Raw genomic sequence first — 18017 nt, forward strand, 5'->3', positions numbered from 1 at the left:
ATCCAAGTCTATCTGATTTGAATCATATCATAAATGCAAACACATACATAGACCATATCTCAACAATCTGGAAAAATGAGCTTATTCAGCCATACGTCCTATTTGTACTATAAATCTGGTTGTCTGAATTGTCCTGTGACCATTAGCAGCGCTTCAGGAAGCTGATCCATAATCGCAGCGAGATTCTCATGAACCCCCTTCGGTGTACCCGGCAGATTCACAATCAGCGTTCTCCCGCGAATACCGACGATCCCTCTGAACAGCATGGCTGCCCGATTCTTCTGGAGGACCGTACTCCGCATCGCTTCCGCCATTCCTGGAACTTCACGGTCTATGATTCTACGTGTCGCTTCTGGCGTGACATCCCTTATTGCAAGCTCAGTTCCGCCCGTCGTAAGGACAAGGTCCGCATGAAAATAATCGGTCATTTCAATAAGCGCCGCAATGATCTCATCCGGCTCATCAGGGACGATGCGATACTCGATAATTTCTCCGCCGAGCTCTTCCTCCACTAGTTCACGGATGACCTGTGCACTTGTATCTTCCCGTTCTCCTCGCGCTCCTTTGTCACTTGCCGTCAGGATCGCTGTCTTCCACAACATAAGATCACCCTTCCCCCTATTTGGAATAATAATCTCCGTTTTTACCGCCTGTTTTGGATACGAGCTGTGTAGGCCCGATCACCATATCTTTCTGTAATGCCTTACACATATCATATATGGTCAGTGCGGCAGCAGATGCTGCTGTTAAAGCTTCCATCTCCACACCGGTTTTTCCTTCTGTCTTCACCGTTACTTCAATATACAATTCATTCACGCCATTATCGCTGAAGGAGATATTCACACCTGTGAGCGGAAGCGGATGACACATTGGAATCCAGTCCGAGGTTCTCTTCGCACCCTGAATTCCAGCCACCTGAGCTACGGCGAGCACATCGCCTTTACCAATCCGGCCTTCCTTGATCGCCTGCAGTGTGGTCTCTGCCATCGTGAGCCTGGATTCGGCAACGGCTGTCCTCGCGGTTACCGCCTTCCCAGATATATCCACCATGCGTGCACGGCCCTGCTCGTTAAAATGCGTAAATGAACCGTTCCCCGCCTGTCCTTCTCCTGAATTCATATTCATGACTCATCACTTTCCTTCGTTCATTGTATATGTAATACGCCGTGCTCCGTGAACAGCAGGTTCAATCTGAAGTCCTGCGGCTCCATGGGGATCTCTCCTGCCGGAAGCAGCTGTCCAGGCAGTACAAGCCCTGCATATACGGGCTCTGTCACCTGATCTGTCATCTGCTCCGGCACCTGCTTACCAGACAACGTGGACGCAAGAATTCGGGCACGAACCTCTCCTGCGAACCGGTCGTAATAGCCTCCACCGTATCCGATTCGGCCGCCTTGAAGATCATAGGCGAGTCCCGGCACGATAACGAGATCGATGTCTGTCCATCGCTCTCGTTCCCATACCTCCGTGTTGGCAGCAGGTTCTAGAATCCCCCATCTGCCAGGCTGAACATCCTGCATCCCATGAATTCGCCGAAGCTCCATTAGAGAGGAATTCTCGTTTACTCTAGGAACGAGAACAATATCCTGTTGCTCAAAACCATACTTAAGGATCGGGGCAGTATCGGCTTCACTGCGGTATGCAATATAAGAGAAGATAACCAGTCTGTCCTTATTCGTAAGTACTCTCAGCTGCTCTATCTCATGAATCGCGTGTTGGCAGAGCTGCTCAGAGATTTGGAGTCGTACGTCAATGGATAGGGCATCTCGAATTTGATGCATCTTAGAACGAAGCTGCTTCTTGCGGCCTTGCTGTTGGTCCATCTCCATTGGATTACGCACCTTCCAGTCTATTCTTCATCAAATGGAATGAAAAAGTTTAAATCCATTTCATAATCCCCTGAGCAGGTCTGATCAAATGGATATATAGATCAAATCGGTACAGCTTGTCTATATATAGGTTCAAATTCATCATTTCAGTGAGATATACATATGATTCTGCTGAAGTTCATTTCAAGTAATATGAAATAGATTACATGCTTTCTTTTCATTTTTTAGTTTATCATCTATTCGAAGAAAAGACTATAAGCCTCAAGGAGAGAATCAACAGAAGAAAACACGGTGCTTAAATGTTTTAACCTGTTCTATGCGATGCAAAGCTTCCCTTTTTCATGTACACTAGAAATAGTATGTTTACAGCCCTATTCAGCTACAGAACGAAGATTACATTAACGGAGGAACCATCATGCTTTTTCAGGCTAGTGGAATTATTAAAAGATACGGCATTGACAGTATTCTAGAAGGTGTCAGCCTACAAATATTAGAGCGTGAACGCATCGGACTCGTCGGTGTCAACGGCGCAGGCAAATCCACACTGCTGAAGATCCTCGCAGGAGAAATGTCCTACGACGGCGGGCAGATCTTCAAAGCCAAGGAAACTACGCTCGGATATCTCGCTCAGAACAGCGGTCTTGAATCAGACGGAACGATCTGGGAGGAGATGCGCAAGGTATTCGCGGATCTGATTGAAGCAGAAGCCGAGCTTCGGCGCATGGAGCAGCAGATCTCGGATCCGAAATATATGGAGGATGAGAAGAAATACGCAGAATTACTGGAGCGATACGCCAGACGTTCCGATTGGTTCAAGGACCGGGGCGGTTACGAGATTGAAACGAAGATTCGCAGCGTGCTGCACGGGATGGGATTTGGCGAATTTCCGGCGGACACGAAGATATCTACACTTAGCGGCGGTCAGAAGACAAGACTGGCACTTGCCCGAATATTGCTGCTGGCTCCGGATCTGCTCATGCTGGATGAGCCGACGAACCATCTGGATATCGAAACACTGACCTGGCTCGAAGACTATCTTCGCAGTTACTCCGGCGCACTGCTCGTCGTATCCCATGACCGGTATTTTCTTGACCGGCTGGTAACGAGCATCGTCGAAATCGAACGTCATCGCTCCAAGAAATATACAGGCAATTACAGCCGCTATATGGAGATCAAAGCTGCAGAATACGAGTCTCAGCTGAAGCAATATGAGAAGCAGCAGGATGAAATCGCGAAGATGGAGGCTTTTGTACAGCGGAATATCGTCCGTGCATCTACGACCAAGAGAGCCCAGAGCCGGCGCAAGGCACTGGAGAAAATGGACCGTCTGGATCGTCCGCAGGGCGAGCTGAAGAAGGCACACTTCTCATTTGACATCGCTTATATGTCCGGCAAAGAGGTGCTCCAGGTTCGAGACCTCTCGGTAAGCTTCGAGGATCCCAGCAAGCCGCTGTTCGAGCATGCCCAATTTGATCTGCGCCGCGGCGAGACAGTTGCCCTCATCGGACCGAACGGAATTGGCAAATCTACATTACTGAAATGTCTCACCGGACAGATGAATCCACGAACCGGGACTATTAACTGGGGCACCAAGATTAAGGTAGGCTACTACGATCAGGAGCAGACCGGCCTTAATCCGCAAAATACCGTGCTTGAAGAGCTGTGGAGCGAGTATCCTCACATGGAGGAGGCGCGTATTCGGACTGTGCTTGGTAATTTCCTGTTCAGCGGAGATGATGTGACCAAGAAGATCAGTTCCTTGAGCGGCGGGGAAAAAGCACGTGTCTCGCTTGCCAAGCTGATGCTGCAAGAGTCCAACGTTCTCATTCTCGATGAGCCGACGAACCATCTGGATCTGTTCAGCAAGGAAGTGCTGGAGTCTGCTCTGATCGACTATGAAGGCACCCTGCTGTTCATCTCACATGACCGCTACTTCCTGAACAAGATGGCAGAGCAGATCATTGAATTGAATCCGGACGGCACACAACATTTCCTAGGAAATTATGATGACTATGTTCAGAAGAAACAGGATCTTGAGGAGATTGCCCAGGAACGTCTTGAACAGCAAGCGGCTGCCAATAAGACCGTCGTGGTAGAGACAACACCAGAGAAATCCGGAGCTGCCACCTTCCAGGCGGAGAAGCAGGCGAAGCGTGAGGAAAGAAACCGGCAGCGGAAGCTGGACAGCCTGGAGGTACAGATTGCAACCCTTGAGGAGCAGATTGAAGTGCAGCAGGCCGAAATGGCCAAGCCTGAAGTGTATCAGGATTACATGAAGCTCCAGGAAATTCAACAGCATATTGAGACATTAAAGTCGAATCTCAGCACTGCTTATGAAGAATGGGAAGCTTTAGCCGATTAAAAAAGGTTTCAAATTATGATCACAATTTGCAGCATTCCAATAATTAACAACATTATCCACAACAAAAGTGGATAATATATCCATTGAAACAGCCGATGAGGCTGTTTTTTTGGCGTTATGGTAGGTGTTTTATAGAAAAAACCAATATTATCCACTAAATTGTCCACACTATCCACAATTTTATGGTTGCTGGATGAAGTTATTTTCATTCATTTTCGAAAACACGTCCAATTTCGACTTTTGCTATTTATCCCCAAAATCTTCCGGATATGTGGATAATTTTGTGCACATATTGACATTTTACGACTTTTGAGTAATTGCTGTGTTTAATTTCGACATAAGAAAAAATACATGGCGTGATTGCACACGCAAGTGGCTATTATAATTCGCTAGTTTATAGGCTGTATTCTTCCTTACTTATTATCTTAGCTAATGCTCGTCCAATTCCGCCGTAACTCACAATCCTCCATGCTATTTTCCGCCCTTCAACAACAAAAAAATCGTAGTCACATACATTGGTTGTATCACTCATCTTCTAGCGGCTATGAATCTCAAACCAAAAATAACAGAAACCAATATCCTGGCGAGTGAAATGATTCCTCGACAAATGCAAAGAAGCTCGTCTGTATTGAGAGACGAGCTTCTATTGTCTTCTATATAAACTTTACCACACTTACGACTTAACGGACCACGCTTCGAGTGACAATCCAGGCTGAGCCTGCAGATCAAGACCGGCCAGCTCGCCTCGCTGCCATTTCAGATGTGCTGCCGCGCCAATCATGGCTGCATTATCTGTACAATATTCCATCGGTGGAATCAGCAGATGAATACCTTCCTTGGCGCAGCGCTCTTCCAGCGCCTTACGAAGACCACGGTTTGCAGCGACGCCTCCGCTTAACAGGAGCTGCTTCGAACCGTAGGCACGCACGGCTCGAATGGCTTTTTCAACCAGCACCTCAACAACGGATTCCTGGAATCCCCGGGCAACCGCTGCCGGGTCCAATGTCTCCTTCTTCATAGAGGCCTGGTTCACCACGTTAAGCACGGCGGATTTGAGTCCGCTGAAGCTGAAGTCATAGGAATCGGCCTCGAGCCATACTCTAGGCAGGGTCACAGCGTGATCCGCCTCATGCGCCATACGATCCACATGGGGACCTCCCGGATACGGACACCCTAGTGCACGCGCTACCTTATCATAGGCTTCGCCTACCGCATCGTCCCGAGTCCGGCCGATCACTTCAAATTTCCCTTCCGCTTCCATATGAACCAGCTCCGTATGTCCTCCGGACACCACCAATGACATAGCTGGATACTGCAGCTCCTCGATCAAGCGATTGGCATAGATATGCCCCGCAATATGATGGGTTGCAATGAGCGGCTTGCCGAGTGCCATCGCCAGTGTCTTCGCGGCAACAATACCAACGAGCAGTGCCCCGACAAGACCTGGTCCCTGAGTGACTGCAATGGCTGATAGATCCTGCGGCTTCACTCCCGAAGCGGCAATCGCCTCTTCGATCATTAGTGTGATGACCTCAACATGCTTGCGGGATGCCACCTCCGGAACGACACCGCCAAATGCCTTGTGCGTCTCCACCTGGCTGGAGATGAGATTTGCTAATACCTCGCGTCCGTCCTTGACGACAGATACCGAGGTCTCATCACAGCTGGTCTCGACTGCAAGTATATAACTGGATTGTAATGTATCGGATGAATGTGTCATGAATCCTTTAAACTTCCTTCCTCTTTACCATCAGAACCATGATCGATGCTGGCAGGCAAGTCCGCCCACATGATCAGCGCATCTTCATTATTATCGGAATAGTACCCCTTACGAAGTCCTGATGGCTTGAATCCTTTTTTCTTATATAGGTTCTGGGCTACGGTATTCGATATCCGAACTTCAAGTGTCATTCTCGTCATGCCGAGGTAAGCTGCCGTCTTCATCATCTCATGGAGCAGCTTCTCGCCCAGCTTGCGTCCACGATAGGCTTCTCTCACCGCAATATTCGTAATATGGGCCTCATCCACGATGGTCCACATTCCGCAATAGCCGATAGCCTGACCGTCCAGTTCCATGATCATATATTTCGCAAAATGATTCTGTGTCAGCTCATTCACAAAAGCCGTTTCCGTCCACGGCAGGGTAAAACACTCTTGCTCTATGACGAGTACATCTGGAATGTCCTCCAGCTTCATGAATCTAAATTCTAACCGCCCGGTCTGCTCCTTGCTCTCCATGCCTCCACGTACGACTCCCTTCATCCTTTGCGTAGAAGATTCGCTTCTGCTTCCGCAAGCTGTGTGTAATTCGGTATGAGCGTATGCACATCATCGTGTTGACCTGCCTTAAGCTTCAGCGAACCCAGCTTGCCCACATATCTTCCTTCCATGTCATACGGCATCAACACAAGCTCGCAAGACAAACGTTCTCTCAGTTTCTCGATCGTCTCTTCGTGCTGCGACACGTCCCCTGCAAAAATAATGCCAGCAGGCCGGCCCGCAGCATCGGTCTGTTCATACTGCGCAGCAAGCTTCTGCGTCCATGGCTCGACCAGCCGGATGCCATCCTCTTCAAGCCGGTGCACCGGCTTATCACCATCGGACCCTTCAAACCATGCAGTGTAGGCCTGTCCTCTTCTTGCATCCATCAGGGGAACGACCCAGTATTTGGACTGCTCTGACTTCGCCGGATTTCCGGAATCTGTTACAGCTGATTCGATGCCCTTATTGCCCTTGAAGGAACCGAGCGCTCCCCAAGCAAGTGCCTCCAGACTGGACACAGCTGCAACAGGCACATCCCATGCCCAAGCCAGCGTCTTCGCCGCTGTAACAGCAATGCGAATACCAGTGTAGGAACCAGGTCCGATCCCAACGGCAATGCCGCCGATTTCAGATCGCTCTATATGTTGTTCTTTCATTAGATCCTCCAGTGCCTGAACCACATGGACGGCATGATTCCGCTCCGCACGTGAATTCGACTCAGAGAGCACCGTCTCGTTCTCCATTAATGCCGCAGCGAGTACCGCTGTTGACGTATCCAACGCCAAAAACCGCTCACGCGGCTTCCGTTCTTCCTTCATCCTCAATCGACTCCACTTCTCTTCAAATCTTCGCACCAATCCGTGTACGGCGAGCCATAACCATTCAAGCGAATGATACGATCTCCCGTCTCTGTTACCGTCATCTGGATATGCAAATGTGCCTCCGGCAGCAGCTCCGAGATAATGCTGGACCATTCAATCAAGCTTACTCCACTGCCATAGAAATATTCTTCCAGACCGAGTCCCTCGGCTTCGTCAAGCGTAATCCGGTAGACATCCATATGATATAACGCAAGTCTGCCTTCATATTCCTTAATCAATGTAAAGGTCGGACTATTCACGACGCCCTCTACACCTAAATACTGTGCAAAATATTTGGAAAATGCCGTCTTTCCTGCACCCAGATCACCATCAAGGGCGATAACCGAGCCAGGCACAGCGAGCTTGGCCAGACGGGCAGCGAGCCGCTCCGTATCCTGTACACTACTGGAGTGGTACACCCACTCCTGATGCTCGTACTTCAATATGCTAACCTTCTTTCGATCTATCGTAAGCAAACCATTCGCTAGTTATCAGGGCAAATCCTTCACCTCATTATATAGTTCCCTATCTGTCCAAGCAAGGTAAGGTAGACACACAAAACCCGGGGTACCATAGACCCCGGGTGCATATTCATTATCGTATGATTAGCTCTCGACCAAACGATCCACTCGTACCGTATGCGTCTCCAGCGGGTTGTTGCCGATCTGCACGGTTGCCATTTGGTTTTCTACATCCACATGCTCAATCCATATAGGCTGTTCACCATCCAGCTTAACCGAGATATTTTCCTTCGCTTCATAAATCGCTTTTGCACGGTTTGCATCCATCATGTTATAAGTCTCCTTCTTCCTTATTAATCTCCAGCTCATGCTCATCAAATAGGGCATCTGAAGTGCTGTCTCCGATATAACCATTGTCGTCAGTGACCTGTCCACCGCCCAGGCCTTCGTTCACCATACGATCTACGTCAAATGCCGTCTCTTCTATACTCTCTTCATCTCTTGCTTCCGGCGTGGTGACCTCTTCCCAGTCCACCATATCGGCTGCGAGCATATCCGTGCCGCTGAGTGCATCCCAGAATCGATCCGATCCAGCTGCATCTCCATTCTCCCTGTCTCTTCTGTCCGGCTCGTACATATCACTTGTTCTGGACATGTCTTCTCTCCTTCACCCTTTTTAATCCGTAATATGTCCGGATGAAGCACCAATCATGCATCATTCTCTGACTAAGCCTTTTTTCTCGTTCCATGAATAAGATTACAAACGTCTTTTTTTGCCCATAATATGAAGAAAGATCACGCTACAGATTATTTGAAGGAGGGATCGTCATGCATACCGTTTGGAAAGGAGCCATCAGCTTCGGACTGGTTCACGTCCCTGTCAAAATGTTCTCTGCTACGGAGGACAAGGATATTTCGATGCGATACATTCATACCGAATGCGGCAGTCCGCTCAGCTATATTCGTAAATGTCCATCCTGTGAGGTTGAAGTCAAATGGGAGGAGATTACGAAGGGATACGAATATGAGAAGGGAAAATTCGTACTGTTTGAGAAGGATGAGCTCGATCAGCTGTCTGAGCAGGCCAATAAGAACATTTCGATACTGGATTTTGTGAATCTAACGGATATTGATCCGATTTATTTTCAGAAGACCTACTATTTATCTCCTGATCAGTCCGGAGGTAATGCGTACCAGCTGCTGATGACGGCTATGCGGGAAACGGGCAAGATCGGAATTGCTAAGATCTCCATCCGTTCAAAGAGCAGCCTTGCAGCCATTCGGGTGCTTGAGGATTGCCTTGCCATTGAAACGATCTTCTACCCTGATGAGATCCGCCCTGTATCCCAGGTGCCTAATCTGCCCGAGAATATTGCCGTGAACGACAAAGAGCTGAACATGGCCAAGCTGCTGATCGATCAGCTTAGTACGCCATTCGACCCGGAGAAATATACCGACGATTATCGTGAAAGACTGCTTGAACTCATTAATCATAAAGTCGCAGGCGAAGAGTACAAGATTGCTCCTGCCAAGCCGGAAGCGAACGTCGTCGATCTTATGGCTGCGCTTCAAGCTAGTATTGAGGCCACGCAGCAGCAGCCGCCGATTGTTACCGATCCAGGACCGGCCAAGCCTGCCAAGAAACGGACGACTCGTAAAAAGGCCGCCTCCGCAGAAGACAACAATCGCGATGAACCCGTTGTCAAGCCAAAGACAACGAAGCGAAAAACTGCCAAAAAGAAAGAGACCGGAGCTTGAAGCAGTTTCCAGTTCCACAGGCAGATTAATCGGGTGCTGGGATATTCAGTTCAGTTGCCATTGACGCGTCCAAGGGTACACTATATACTAACTTACATAAAGTAACTTAGTGTAGGTTAGTAATTTTAGTTTCTTTAACTACTCCATCTATGGACATGATCAAGGAGGCAAATACAAATATGACATACTCTATTCATCCCGCAACGACACTCGGTGAAGTGAAGCTTCGCGTCAGCGAGCTTACACGCTCTATTGATTTTTATGAACGGGTCGTAGGACTCAAGGTGCTGTCTCAACAAGGGAATCAGGCTGTATTGACCAGTGACGGTGTGCGCTCACTTGTCATACTGGAAGAGCTTGCGGACGCCAAGCCGATCCGCCCAAGAAGTCACGCCGGGCTGTACCACTTTGCAATTCTTCTGCCGGACCGTGAGTCTCTGGGCCTTGCCCTTCGCCACCTGATCGACAGCGGAATGGAAATTGGGCAAGGCGATCACAGTGTTAGTGAAGCACTCTATATTAATGACCCGGACGGGCACGGCATTGAGATATACGCTGACCGGCCACGAAGTGTATGGCGCCGCGATGCGAACAATCATTATATTATGGGAACCGATCCTGTCGATGTTCACGGACTGCTCGCGCTGGCGGGGGACAAACCATTTACGGGACTGCCTGCAGACACCGTTATCGGTCATGTGCACTTTCATATATCCAGCCTCCCGGCAGCCCGCGAATTCTACAACAAGCTGCTCGGGTTTGATATCGTGCTGGATGATCCGCGCTTTCAGGCTGTATTCGTGTCGGCTGGCGGGTATCACCATCATATCGGACTTAATATTTGGGCGGGTCAAAATGCTCCGGCTACCCCTCACGATGCGGTAGGAATCGATTATTTCACCATCGTATTTGAGGGTAAAGAAGCGTTCGACGATACTCTGCTGCGTCTTCAGTCCGGCGGATATAACGTAACTACTCAGGATTCAGAAGGCTATGTTACCGATCCATTTGGTATTGGCATTCGTTTGACCTATCAATCATAAATAATTTCAGTATTAAAGGAGAAGCAGGTGCATGGAACTTAAGCCGGTCATTCCTTTCGAACCGATCCGAACGAATCTCTTTCCTGTCGGCCCTCCCTGGATTGCCCAGGTGAAATGGGACGGTGTCCGCATGCTAACGTATTATGACGGGCATGAAGTGAAGCTCATTAATCGCAAACGGAATGACCGGACCCTGCAGTATCCCGAATTCACACAAGCGGATGTCTATTCATCCGCTTCTTCTTTTATCCTCGATGGAGAGCTGATTGCATTCAGAGAGGGCAAGCCGTCTTTTCATGAAATCATGAGACGAGACAGTCTTCGAAGCGAGCGCAGTATCCGGCAAGGCCTGAAGAGTGTTCCGGTTACCTACATGGTCTTCGATATTCTGTACCTCAATGGAGTATGGGTAACGGATAGGCCGCTGTCGGAGCGGCAGCAGCTGCTCGCTGAGATGATCAAGCCTCATCCGCAGGTTCAGCTGGTACAGAATTTTCCGGATGGCAATGCCTTGTTTGAAGCGGCCAAAGCACAGCAGCTCGAAGGTGTCGTCGTCAAGGATCTGAACAGTACCTACGCGCTAGACGGCAAAGACAATCGGTGGCAGAAACGCAAGAAGAACGGAGATTTGTATGCCGTTATTGGCGGCGTTACATTCAGAGACAAGGTCGTTAATTCTCTTCTGCTTGGATTGTATAACGAACAGGGAGAGCTGGAGTATATCGGACATGCCGGAACCGGCAGATTTACCGTCCAGGACTGGCGGAACCTTACCGAACAAGTGCTGAGCATGGGTGTACAGCGGATGCCTTTTGTCAATGTACCGGGTAGAAATCAAGGGGCACTGTGGATACAGCCCAAGCTGGTCGTACGTGTTACCTTTCTCGAATGGACTCCCGGCGGAACGATGCGCCACCCTACAATAGAGAGCCTCGCCCCTCACGTCCCTGCAGCAGAATGCCAAGTATCACAGAAGGAGGAGAGCTGACCTATGCCGCGTTCGATCAAGGGCACGATTCAAATTGAAGGACAGGATATTACGATCACGAATCCAGACAAGCCGCTCTGGCCTGAAGCCGGCGTTACCAAAGCCATGTATTTGCAGAAGCTGGCAGAGCTCTCCCCCTATCTGCTGAAATACTGCAGGAACCGCCTGCTCACGACGATCCGGTATCCGCATGGGATTCATGGAGAATTTTTTTATCAAAAAAATGCGCCTGAGCCCCTCCCTCCCTATGTCAAGACAGCCGTTCACGAAGGGATCAACTACATTGTAATGGAGGACCTGCCAGTCCTTCTATGGCTTGGCAACCTTGCCGCACTTGAGTTTCATCCTTCGCTTCATTATGCAGGCAGTAAGCTGCCCTGTGAATGGATGATTGATCTCGACCCCAGTCTGCCGGAAGAACCCCGAATAATGGAAGCTGCGCACATCGTCGGGCAGACCCTAAGTTCACTTGGCATTCAATCCGTACCCAAGACGTCGGGCGCTACAGGTGTGCAGATTATTGTGCCCATCCAGAGCGGGATTACGTTCGAGGAGCTTCGGACGCTTGGTCATTTTGTCGGCATGTATGTGTGCCAGAAGCATCCAGGCTTATTCACATTGGAACGGCTGAAGAAGGATCGGGGCAACAAAATATATTTTGATTATCTCCAGCATTATGGCGGTAAAACCTTGGCCGCCCCCTACACTCCACGCGCCAGGGAACACGCCTCCGTCTCGACGCCACTCTTATGGGATGAGGTAGCAGCAGACGTACGTCCGAAGGACTTCCATTTGCTCAATATCGGCGCTCGTCTGGCCGAAAAAGGCGATCTCCTCTCCGCTCTGCAGCCGCAGCCACTGGAGAATATATTGAAGCACCTGAAGAATAAGAAGTAGATCACAACCGCACAAAAAGTGTATATATCACGTATCCCGTACACCGAACAGCTTCCTTCCGAACATAATAAAATACCCGGTACTCCTAAAATGTTAGGAATACCGGGTTTCTTTATACAAATACCAATAGCCGAACGAATCGCTCGCTAATGAATGCCTTTTTTCTTGAAACGTCCGCCTTTTACATCATGAATATTACCAATCGCTACAAAGGCCTGTGGATCCCAGTCCTCTACGATGCTCTTCAGCTTGGCTTCCTCCAGACGCGTAATGACGACGAAGATCACCTTCTTCTCATCCCCGCTGAATCCGCCTTCTCCATCCAGGTATGTAACCCCGCGGCCAAGACGATCTGTAAGAGCTTCTCCGATATCCCGGTACTTCTCACTAATGATCCATACCGACTTGGATTGATCCAAACCTTCAATCGTGACGTCAATCATCTTCATCGCAATATAATATGCAATCATGGAATACATCGCGTTCGGCCATCCAAACACGAAGCCTGCCATAACGAAGATGAACACATTAATGACCAGCACGACCTGTCCGACCGAAAATGGAGATCTTGCACTTAGCAGAATGGCAACAATCTCCGTCCCATCCAGAGAACCTCCTGAACGGATGACGAGTCCTACCCCCACGCCGAGGATCACACCGCCAAATACAGCACCCAGAAGCGGCTCATTCGGCGTTAACGCCTGAACGTGATGCAATAGATGCGTTCCGATCGACATAATAACAATGCCGAACAATGTAGATACCGCAAAGGTCTTGCCAATCTGCTTATACCCAATCAGAAGAAACGGCAGGTTGAACAAGGTCAGCAATACACCAAGCGGCAGGCCGGAGAGCTGTGACACCATAATGGATATCCCTGTGATACCACCATCAATTACGCCATTGGGAATTAGAAAAATCTCAAGAGCTATAGCCATAAGCGATGCACCGACCAAAATCATGATGGCACGCTGCAGCAGCTTCAAGCTAATTGGAGAACTGTTTGCCTTCGTCTGTTTGCCCGGACTCGGCATCATTTCCTTCGTTGTCATATTTGACATAGAATCCCCCCTATTCTTTTAAGCTTTCTATGTCCGCAAGACATGACCTGAGACTTTATTATATCATATTCCGACTCCATAAAACACTAAAAGAGTAAGCAAAGACGAGATAATGGAATAGAAAGCAGGTTTTTATCACAGAAATCATCCCAAATCCTTAGAGTAGAGGAGATAATAACCTACATAGGATTTCGGTGGATTTGCCTAATTTTGAACGCTGACTAAACGTGCTTAATTCGACCTTCATGCTGTGCGTAAGATCGCCTGTAAAATCCTGCACCAGCCTATCGATCGCACTCTTTGAATACATGACCGACGTCAGCTCAAAATTGCTGTAGAAGCTGCGCATATCCAGGTTGGCCGAGCCCACCGAAGCGAGCAAATCATCGACGATAATAACCTTCGAGTGAATGAAGCCTTTCTTATAACGATAGAACTGAACTCCCGCCGTCAGCAGCTCTTCTACATAAGACAGCGTTGCCTGCAGCACAATCGCGTAGTCCGCCTCATACGGGATTAGAATGCGTACATCCACACCCGCATAGGAGGCTGTCTTCAGTGCAGTCATCAGCGCATCGTCTGGTATGAAATACGGTGTTGTAATGTAGATCCGCTTGCTCGCTTGTGTAATGGCACTGAAGCATACCTCCTGAATCAGATGCCGCGTCTCATCCGGTCCGCTCTCCACAATCTGAACCTGCTCATTGATCTGGCAGTCATGCGGCGGAAATAAGGAAGATATGAGCTCCTCATCTACGGTCTGACCGGATACCATCTCCCAGTCCTTGAGAAAGGTCGTCTGCAGGAAGTACACCGCATCCCCGCTGATCCGCATATGCGTATCACGCCAAAATCCCATTTTCTGCGATTGACCCCGGTATTCATCCCCGATATTCATCCCACCGGTATATCCGATCGTTCCGTCGACGACAACAATCTTGCGATGGTTGCGGTAGTTCAGCTTGCGAAGCTTCATCGCAAGGCCGGGCGGCAGGAAGAAGTGAATCTCGATCCCCGCATTCTTCATTCTCTGAATGAAGGGCTTAGGGAGGGTTTTGCTGCCGAATCCATCACAGATGATGTTGACTTTCACGCCCTGCTTGGATTTTTCAATGAGGAGATCCTGAAACATGGTGCCGATAATGTCATCACGAAAAATATAAAACTGGATGTGAATATGATGCTGCGCCTTCTCTATATCATGCAGCAGGGAAGCAAACAGCGGTTCACCTTCTGTAAAATACTTCGTTTGGTTGCAGCCCGTAATCGCACTGTTCGGAGTATGGGACAGCAAGTTAAACAGCCTGGTGTGTGTTGTAAATGTCTCTCTCTGCATGTCTTCTGCCTTCGTTATTACGTTGGTCTGCGAAGCAAGGTGCTGATGAATGTGCTCCCACACCTCCGTCTTGACATGCTTCCTCATTCGCTTGTAGGGACGGCCGGCCAGGAAATAGAGAGCTATTCCAATAACAGGCAGGGTGATGGAGATTAGAATCCATACTCCTGCCTTGGCCGGTCTCTCATACTCCAGTACAAACAAGAGGACGGTTTGCAGGAAATAAAATAAGATCAGTATAACGATGACCAGCCACATCATATGCCAGCCCCCTTCTTATGTAAGGATTCGGAGTCATCTATACAGTGTGACAATTTTTTGCAAGAAACATGCATGTCAGAAGGAAAAAATATAGGCTGTCCGCACAAAAATAGCTTTGTAATTAAAGTACTTGACATTCACTATACTTTAGGGCGTATTTCCACGCGCACTGAATTGAGCTATAATATTCGATAAACTGAATCAAGTTCATACATGATTTATCTGTTGAATTTGATTCGCTTTATAGTTTAAATTCATGAAGAGGAAGAGATGTGAAATGGAAGAAGGTAGTAGGTACGCGTTATACCTGGTCCTAGTGGCCGTATTGATTGGTTTATCGGCATTTTTTGTCGCAGTAGAGTTTGCGATTGTACGTGTAAGGACGAGTCGATTGGATCAACTGATCGCAGAAGGGAATAAAAGAGCCGCCGCGGTTAGGCAGGTGGTTGCTAATCTGGACGGCTATCTATCCGCCTGTCAGCTGGGGATCACGATTACCTCGCTGGGACTCGGATGGCTGGGGGAACCGACCATAGAGAAGATTCTGCACCCTCTATTTGAAAGAATGTATTTACCGGAGGCCGTAGGATCATTGTTGTCCTTCTTTATCGCCTTTATGGTGATTACTTACTTACATGTCGTTGTCGGCGAGCTGGCTCCGAAGACGGTTGCAATTCGAAAGGCAGAAACGGTCGCAATGTTAACGGCCAAACCGATCATTTGGTTTAACAAAATCATGTACCCATTTATTTTCGTCTTGAACGGCTCTGCCAATGGTCTTGTGAAGCTGTTTGGCGTTAAACCTGCTTCTGAGCACGAAGAGGCTCATTCTGAAGAAGAGCTGCAGATTATTATTAATGAGAGCTTCGAGAGCGGCAAGATTAATCAGAGCGAATTTGGATATGTAAGCCGGATCTTCGCCTTTGATGAAATGCTCGCTAAGGAAATCATGGTTCCCCGAACCGATATGGTATGCTTGTACGTCAACAAATCCGTCGAAGAGAATCTTGCCATCATTCGTGAAGAGCAGTACACCCGGTTCCCGGTCGTGAATGAGAATAAGGATGATATTATCGGCATCATTAATACGAAGCAATTTTTCCTGGAATATTACGGAGGCAGCTCCTCCGACATTGATATCGCCAGCCTCATTCATCCGATTCCTGCAGTTCACGAAACAACTCCGGTGAAAGAACTGCTTCACAAGATGCAGCAGGAAGGCAATCATATTGCCATCCTGGTTGATGAATATGGCGGAACCTCGGGTATGGTTACGATTGAAGACGTGCTGGAGCAGATCGTCGGAGAGATTCGGGATGAATTCGACGCCGATGAGGAAGAAGAAATCCAGTTCGTGGATGAGAACTACATCATATTTAACGGGAAGGTATCCTTGTCCAAGGTGAATGATCTACTCCTCGCCAACCTGGACACAACCGAATGGGATACCATAGGAGGATGGCTGTACAGTCATCAGCCGGAAATGAATGAACAAGAAGAATTCGAATTTGAAGGACTTACCTTCGTTCTGCTGGAGGGAGAGAAGAACCGCTTCCTGAAGGTCGCTGTTATTCCCAGAGAACCTCTGACTACCGCAAAAGGTGAAGAGGAAGCCGCACTCGCAGAGTAATTCGTTATTATATAAAGGATAAGGCCCGCATGTCTGTTCGTGACAGATCTGCGGGCCTTATTGGTTTTTATTTTTAACAGAATACGAATTCCGGCGCTGTGAGGCTATGCCTTCTCCCATTTGTCCTTGAAGAAGATATGATACACCTTGGTGATTACAATCTTCAGCGTCATATAGAACGGAATGGCAAGAATAACCCCCATCAAGCCTGCAATATCGCCACCCACTAGCACCACAACAATCGTCGTGATCGGATGGATATCGAGCGATTTGTTGAAGATATACGGTGCCAGCAGGTTATCCTGAATTTGCTGTGCAGCAAGGATAATAACCAGTGCCCAGATCGCCATCGAAGGGGACTGGATAAAGGCAATGATCACAATCGGCACCGATGACAGGAATGCCCCGATGAAGGGAATGAAGTTCATAATGACCGCGATCACGGTCAGCAGCAGGGCATACGGCAGATCGATAAACAGAAATCCGATGTACATCAGTACGCCAAGCGCCACATTGATGATGACACGCCCGACGATGAATCCACTGAGAGAGCTGTCGATCTCATCCATCAGATCTGTCCCCACGTCACGGAAACGCTTCGGCATGAAGCCTACAATCTTCTCCCCGAATTTCCCGCCTTCCTTCAGCATGAAGTAGAGAATAATCGGAGTGACAAACAAGACCATTATGAAGCTGGAGAAGAAGGAAACGACGCCGGACATGTAATCGGTCAGCACGGTAAACCCTTGATCAATAACCTCTGTGATCCGCGACAATATGTTGCTTCCCTCCGGCAGGAACTGAGCCAGTATTCCGCTCTCTTCCAGCTCCTGGACCTGCTCTGTCAGCATTTTAATCAAATTCGGCGCATTCTCGATGAATGCGAGGAACTGCTCCCGCAGCGACGGCCAGATCCCGATAATAAATCCAGCCATAATCAGACCGAATACCAGGTAAATGAGGAAAATGGCGAGCGTCCGATTGACTCTCCGTTTATGCATCAGCTCAACGAGCGGCCTCAGCAAATAATAGAAGAAGCCTGCCAGCATCGCCGGCACTAAGATTACGCTGAGTAAAGAAATCAGCGGATTAAAAATAAATTTGACCTTGTCACCTAAGAAGATAACAAGCAGGATCAGGATTATACCGATACAGAATCGGAAAAACCTGTTGGTTTGAGCCAAGTTCACTTCCTCCATTCATGTCTATTTCTAATGGTAAATATGTAAGTCACATAACGAGTTATGCAACATCCTCTCACACCGCACT

General features: G+C 48.5%; 18 protein-coding genes. 6 read left to right on the forward strand and 12 right to left on the reverse strand.

Features of this window, described 5'->3' with window-relative positions:
* Window positions 1-107 precede the first annotated feature (107 nt).
* The 3 genes from BK126_RS07740 to BK126_RS07750 are packed head-to-tail and all read right to left on the reverse strand — an operon-like array spanning window position 108 to window position 1829.
* Window positions 108-602, reverse strand: a complete 495-nt coding sequence (locus BK126_RS07740; RefSeq protein WP_047912169.1) for a MogA/MoaB family molybdenum cofactor biosynthesis protein — start codon at window positions 600-602, stop codon at window positions 108-110.
* 16 nt (window positions 603-618) lie between these two features.
* Window positions 619-1125, reverse strand: a complete 507-nt coding sequence (gene moaC, locus BK126_RS07745) for a cyclic pyranopterin monophosphate synthase MoaC (RefSeq protein WP_076312007.1) — start codon at window positions 1123-1125, stop codon at window positions 619-621.
* Window positions 1126-1145: 20 nt separating this feature from the next.
* A complete protein-coding gene (locus tag BK126_RS07750) occupies window positions 1146-1829 on the reverse strand; it encodes a 5-formyltetrahydrofolate cyclo-ligase (protein ID WP_083655762.1) in 684 nt (227 codons plus the stop codon).
* A gap of 415 nt (window positions 1830-2244) precedes the next feature.
* Between BK126_RS07750 and BK126_RS07755 the strand changes: the two genes are divergently transcribed.
* Window positions 2245-4191, forward strand: a complete 1947-nt coding sequence (locus BK126_RS07755; protein WP_076312008.1) for an ABC-F family ATP-binding cassette domain-containing protein — start codon at window positions 2245-2247, stop codon at window positions 4189-4191.
* Between the two features lie 673 nt (window positions 4192-4864).
* Here BK126_RS07755 and tsaD read toward each other — a convergent pair.
* From tsaD to BK126_RS29050, 6 genes are all read right to left on the reverse strand, one after another.
* Window positions 4865-5911 carry a tRNA (adenosine(37)-N6)-threonylcarbamoyltransferase complex transferase subunit TsaD gene (gene tsaD / locus BK126_RS07760; RefSeq protein ID WP_076312009.1) on the reverse strand — a complete coding sequence of 349 codons (1047 nt, stop codon included), beginning with the start codon at window positions 5909-5911 and terminating at the stop codon, window positions 4865-4867.
* Window positions 5908-6429: a ribosomal protein S18-alanine N-acetyltransferase gene (gene rimI, locus BK126_RS07765; protein ID WP_076312010.1), complete on the reverse strand. Its 522-nt coding sequence runs from the start codon at window positions 6427-6429 to the stop codon at window positions 5908-5910. Before rimI ends, tsaD begins: the two co-directional genes overlap by 4 nt.
* Before the next feature lie 20 nt (window positions 6430-6449).
* A complete protein-coding gene (gene tsaB, locus BK126_RS07770; protein ID WP_076312011.1) occupies window positions 6450-7271 on the reverse strand; it encodes a tRNA (adenosine(37)-N6)-threonylcarbamoyltransferase complex dimerization subunit type 1 TsaB in 822 nt (273 codons plus the stop codon).
* 2 nt (window positions 7272-7273) lie between these two features.
* Window positions 7274-7756, reverse strand: coding sequence for a tRNA (adenosine(37)-N6)-threonylcarbamoyltransferase complex ATPase subunit type 1 TsaE (gene tsaE, locus BK126_RS07775; RefSeq protein ID WP_076312012.1), 483 nt, complete (start codon window positions 7754-7756; stop codon window positions 7274-7276).
* Window positions 7757-7918: 162 nt separating this feature from the next.
* Window positions 7919-8104 carry an H-type small acid-soluble spore protein gene (locus BK126_RS07780; protein WP_370510356.1) on the reverse strand — a complete coding sequence of 62 codons (186 nt, stop codon included), beginning with the start codon at window positions 8102-8104 and terminating at the stop codon, window positions 7919-7921.
* Window position 8105: 1 nt separating this feature from the next.
* A complete protein-coding gene (locus BK126_RS29050; RefSeq protein ID WP_143757692.1) occupies window positions 8106-8429 on the reverse strand; it encodes a hypothetical protein in 324 nt (107 codons plus the stop codon).
* A gap of 173 nt (window positions 8430-8602) precedes the next feature.
* On the opposite strand from BK126_RS29050, the gene ku reads away from it, so the two are divergent.
* The 4 genes from ku (at window position 8603) to ligD (ending at window position 12460) form a co-directional block, all read left to right on the forward strand.
* Window positions 8603-9532 carry a non-homologous end joining protein Ku gene (gene ku, locus BK126_RS07790; RefSeq protein WP_076312013.1) on the forward strand — a complete coding sequence of 310 codons (930 nt, stop codon included), beginning with the start codon at window positions 8603-8605 and terminating at the stop codon, window positions 9530-9532.
* A gap of 179 nt (window positions 9533-9711) precedes the next feature.
* Window positions 9712-10575 carry a VOC family protein gene (locus tag BK126_RS07795; protein WP_076312014.1) on the forward strand — a complete coding sequence of 288 codons (864 nt, stop codon included), beginning with the start codon at window positions 9712-9714 and terminating at the stop codon, window positions 10573-10575.
* Between the two features lie 31 nt (window positions 10576-10606).
* Complete coding sequence (locus BK126_RS07800; protein WP_076312015.1) at window positions 10607-11563, forward strand: ATP-dependent DNA ligase; 957 nt, start codon at window positions 10607-10609, stop codon at window positions 11561-11563.
* A 3-nt stretch (window positions 11564-11566) separates the two neighbouring features.
* The gene (gene ligD / locus BK126_RS07805; RefSeq protein ID WP_076312016.1) at window positions 11567-12460 is read left to right on the forward strand and encodes a non-homologous end-joining DNA ligase; all 894 of its coding nucleotides are present in this window, start codon (window positions 11567-11569) and stop codon (window positions 12458-12460) included.
* Between the two features lie 146 nt (window positions 12461-12606).
* On the opposite strand, the gene BK126_RS07810 is transcribed toward ligD, so the two are convergent.
* Together BK126_RS07810 and cls are read right to left on the reverse strand one after the other, a co-directional pair.
* Window positions 12607-13494, reverse strand: coding sequence for a YitT family protein (locus BK126_RS07810; RefSeq protein WP_076312598.1), 888 nt, complete (start codon window positions 13492-13494; stop codon window positions 12607-12609).
* A gap of 184 nt (window positions 13495-13678) precedes the next feature.
* Window positions 13679-15118, reverse strand: coding sequence for a cardiolipin synthase (cls, locus tag BK126_RS07815; RefSeq protein WP_076312017.1), 1440 nt, complete (start codon window positions 15116-15118; stop codon window positions 13679-13681).
* Window positions 15119-15395: 277 nt separating this feature from the next.
* Between cls and BK126_RS07820 the strand changes: the two genes are divergently transcribed.
* Window positions 15396-16748 (forward strand): hemolysin family protein, encoded by a 1353-nt coding sequence (locus BK126_RS07820; protein WP_076312018.1) that lies wholly within the window; start codon window positions 15396-15398, stop codon window positions 16746-16748.
* Window positions 16749-16852: 104 nt separating this feature from the next.
* Here BK126_RS07820 and BK126_RS07825 read toward each other — a convergent pair whose 3' ends face one another.
* Window positions 16853-17932, reverse strand: a complete 1080-nt coding sequence (locus BK126_RS07825) for an AI-2E family transporter (RefSeq protein WP_076312019.1) — start codon at window positions 17930-17932, stop codon at window positions 16853-16855.
* Window positions 17933-18017: the final 85 nt, after the last annotated feature.

Source organism: Paenibacillus sp. FSL H7-0326 (assembly GCF_001955535.1).
In the GTDB taxonomy this organism is placed as follows: domain Bacteria; phylum Bacillota; class Bacilli; order Paenibacillales; family Paenibacillaceae; genus Paenibacillus; species Paenibacillus shunpengii.

Bases quoted from the DNA above. Each gene is read 5' to 3' on its own strand.
- BK126_RS07810 (WP_076312598.1), bottom strand. From the start codon at position 13,494: ATGCCGAGTCCGGGCAAACAGACGAAGGCAAACAGTTCTCCAATTAGC.
- ligD (WP_076312016.1), top strand. From the start codon at position 11,567: ATGCCGCGTTCGATCAAGGGCACGATTCAAATTGAAGGACAGGATATT.
- moaC (WP_076312007.1), bottom strand. From the start codon at position 1,125: ATGAATATGAATTCAGGAGAAGGACAGGCGGGGAACGGTTCATTTACG.
- tsaB (WP_076312011.1), bottom strand. From the start codon at position 7,271: ATGAAGGAAGAACGGAAGCCGCGTGAGCGGTTTTTGGCGTTGGATACG.
- BK126_RS07800 (WP_076312015.1), top strand. From the start codon at position 10,607: ATGGAACTTAAGCCGGTCATTCCTTTCGAACCGATCCGAACGAATCTC.
- cls (WP_076312017.1), bottom strand. From the start codon at position 15,118: ATGATGTGGCTGGTCATCGTTATACTGATCTTATTTTATTTCCTGCAA.
- BK126_RS07820 (WP_076312018.1), top strand. From the start codon at position 15,396: ATGGAAGAAGGTAGTAGGTACGCGTTATACCTGGTCCTAGTGGCCGTA.
- BK126_RS29050 (WP_143757692.1), bottom strand. From the start codon at position 8,429: ATGTCCAGAACAAGTGATATGTACGAGCCGGACAGAAGAGACAGGGAG.
- BK126_RS07755 (WP_076312008.1), top strand. From the start codon at position 2,245: ATGCTTTTTCAGGCTAGTGGAATTATTAAAAGATACGGCATTGACAGT.
- tsaD (WP_076312009.1), bottom strand. From the start codon at position 5,911: ATGACACATTCATCCGATACATTACAATCCAGTTATATACTTGCAGTC.
- ku (WP_076312013.1), top strand. From the start codon at position 8,603: ATGCATACCGTTTGGAAAGGAGCCATCAGCTTCGGACTGGTTCACGTC.
- BK126_RS07795 (WP_076312014.1), top strand. From the start codon at position 9,712: ATGACATACTCTATTCATCCCGCAACGACACTCGGTGAAGTGAAGCTT.
- BK126_RS07740 (WP_047912169.1), bottom strand. From the start codon at position 602: ATGTTGTGGAAGACAGCGATCCTGACGGCAAGTGACAAAGGAGCGCGA.
- BK126_RS07780 (WP_370510356.1), bottom strand. From the start codon at position 8,104: ATGATGGATGCAAACCGTGCAAAAGCGATTTATGAAGCGAAGGAAAAT.
- BK126_RS07750 (WP_083655762.1), bottom strand. From the start codon at position 1,829: ATGGAGATGGACCAACAGCAAGGCCGCAAGAAGCAGCTTCGTTCTAAG.
- rimI (WP_076312010.1), bottom strand. From the start codon at position 6,429: ATGGAGAGCAAGGAGCAGACCGGGCGGTTAGAATTTAGATTCATGAAG.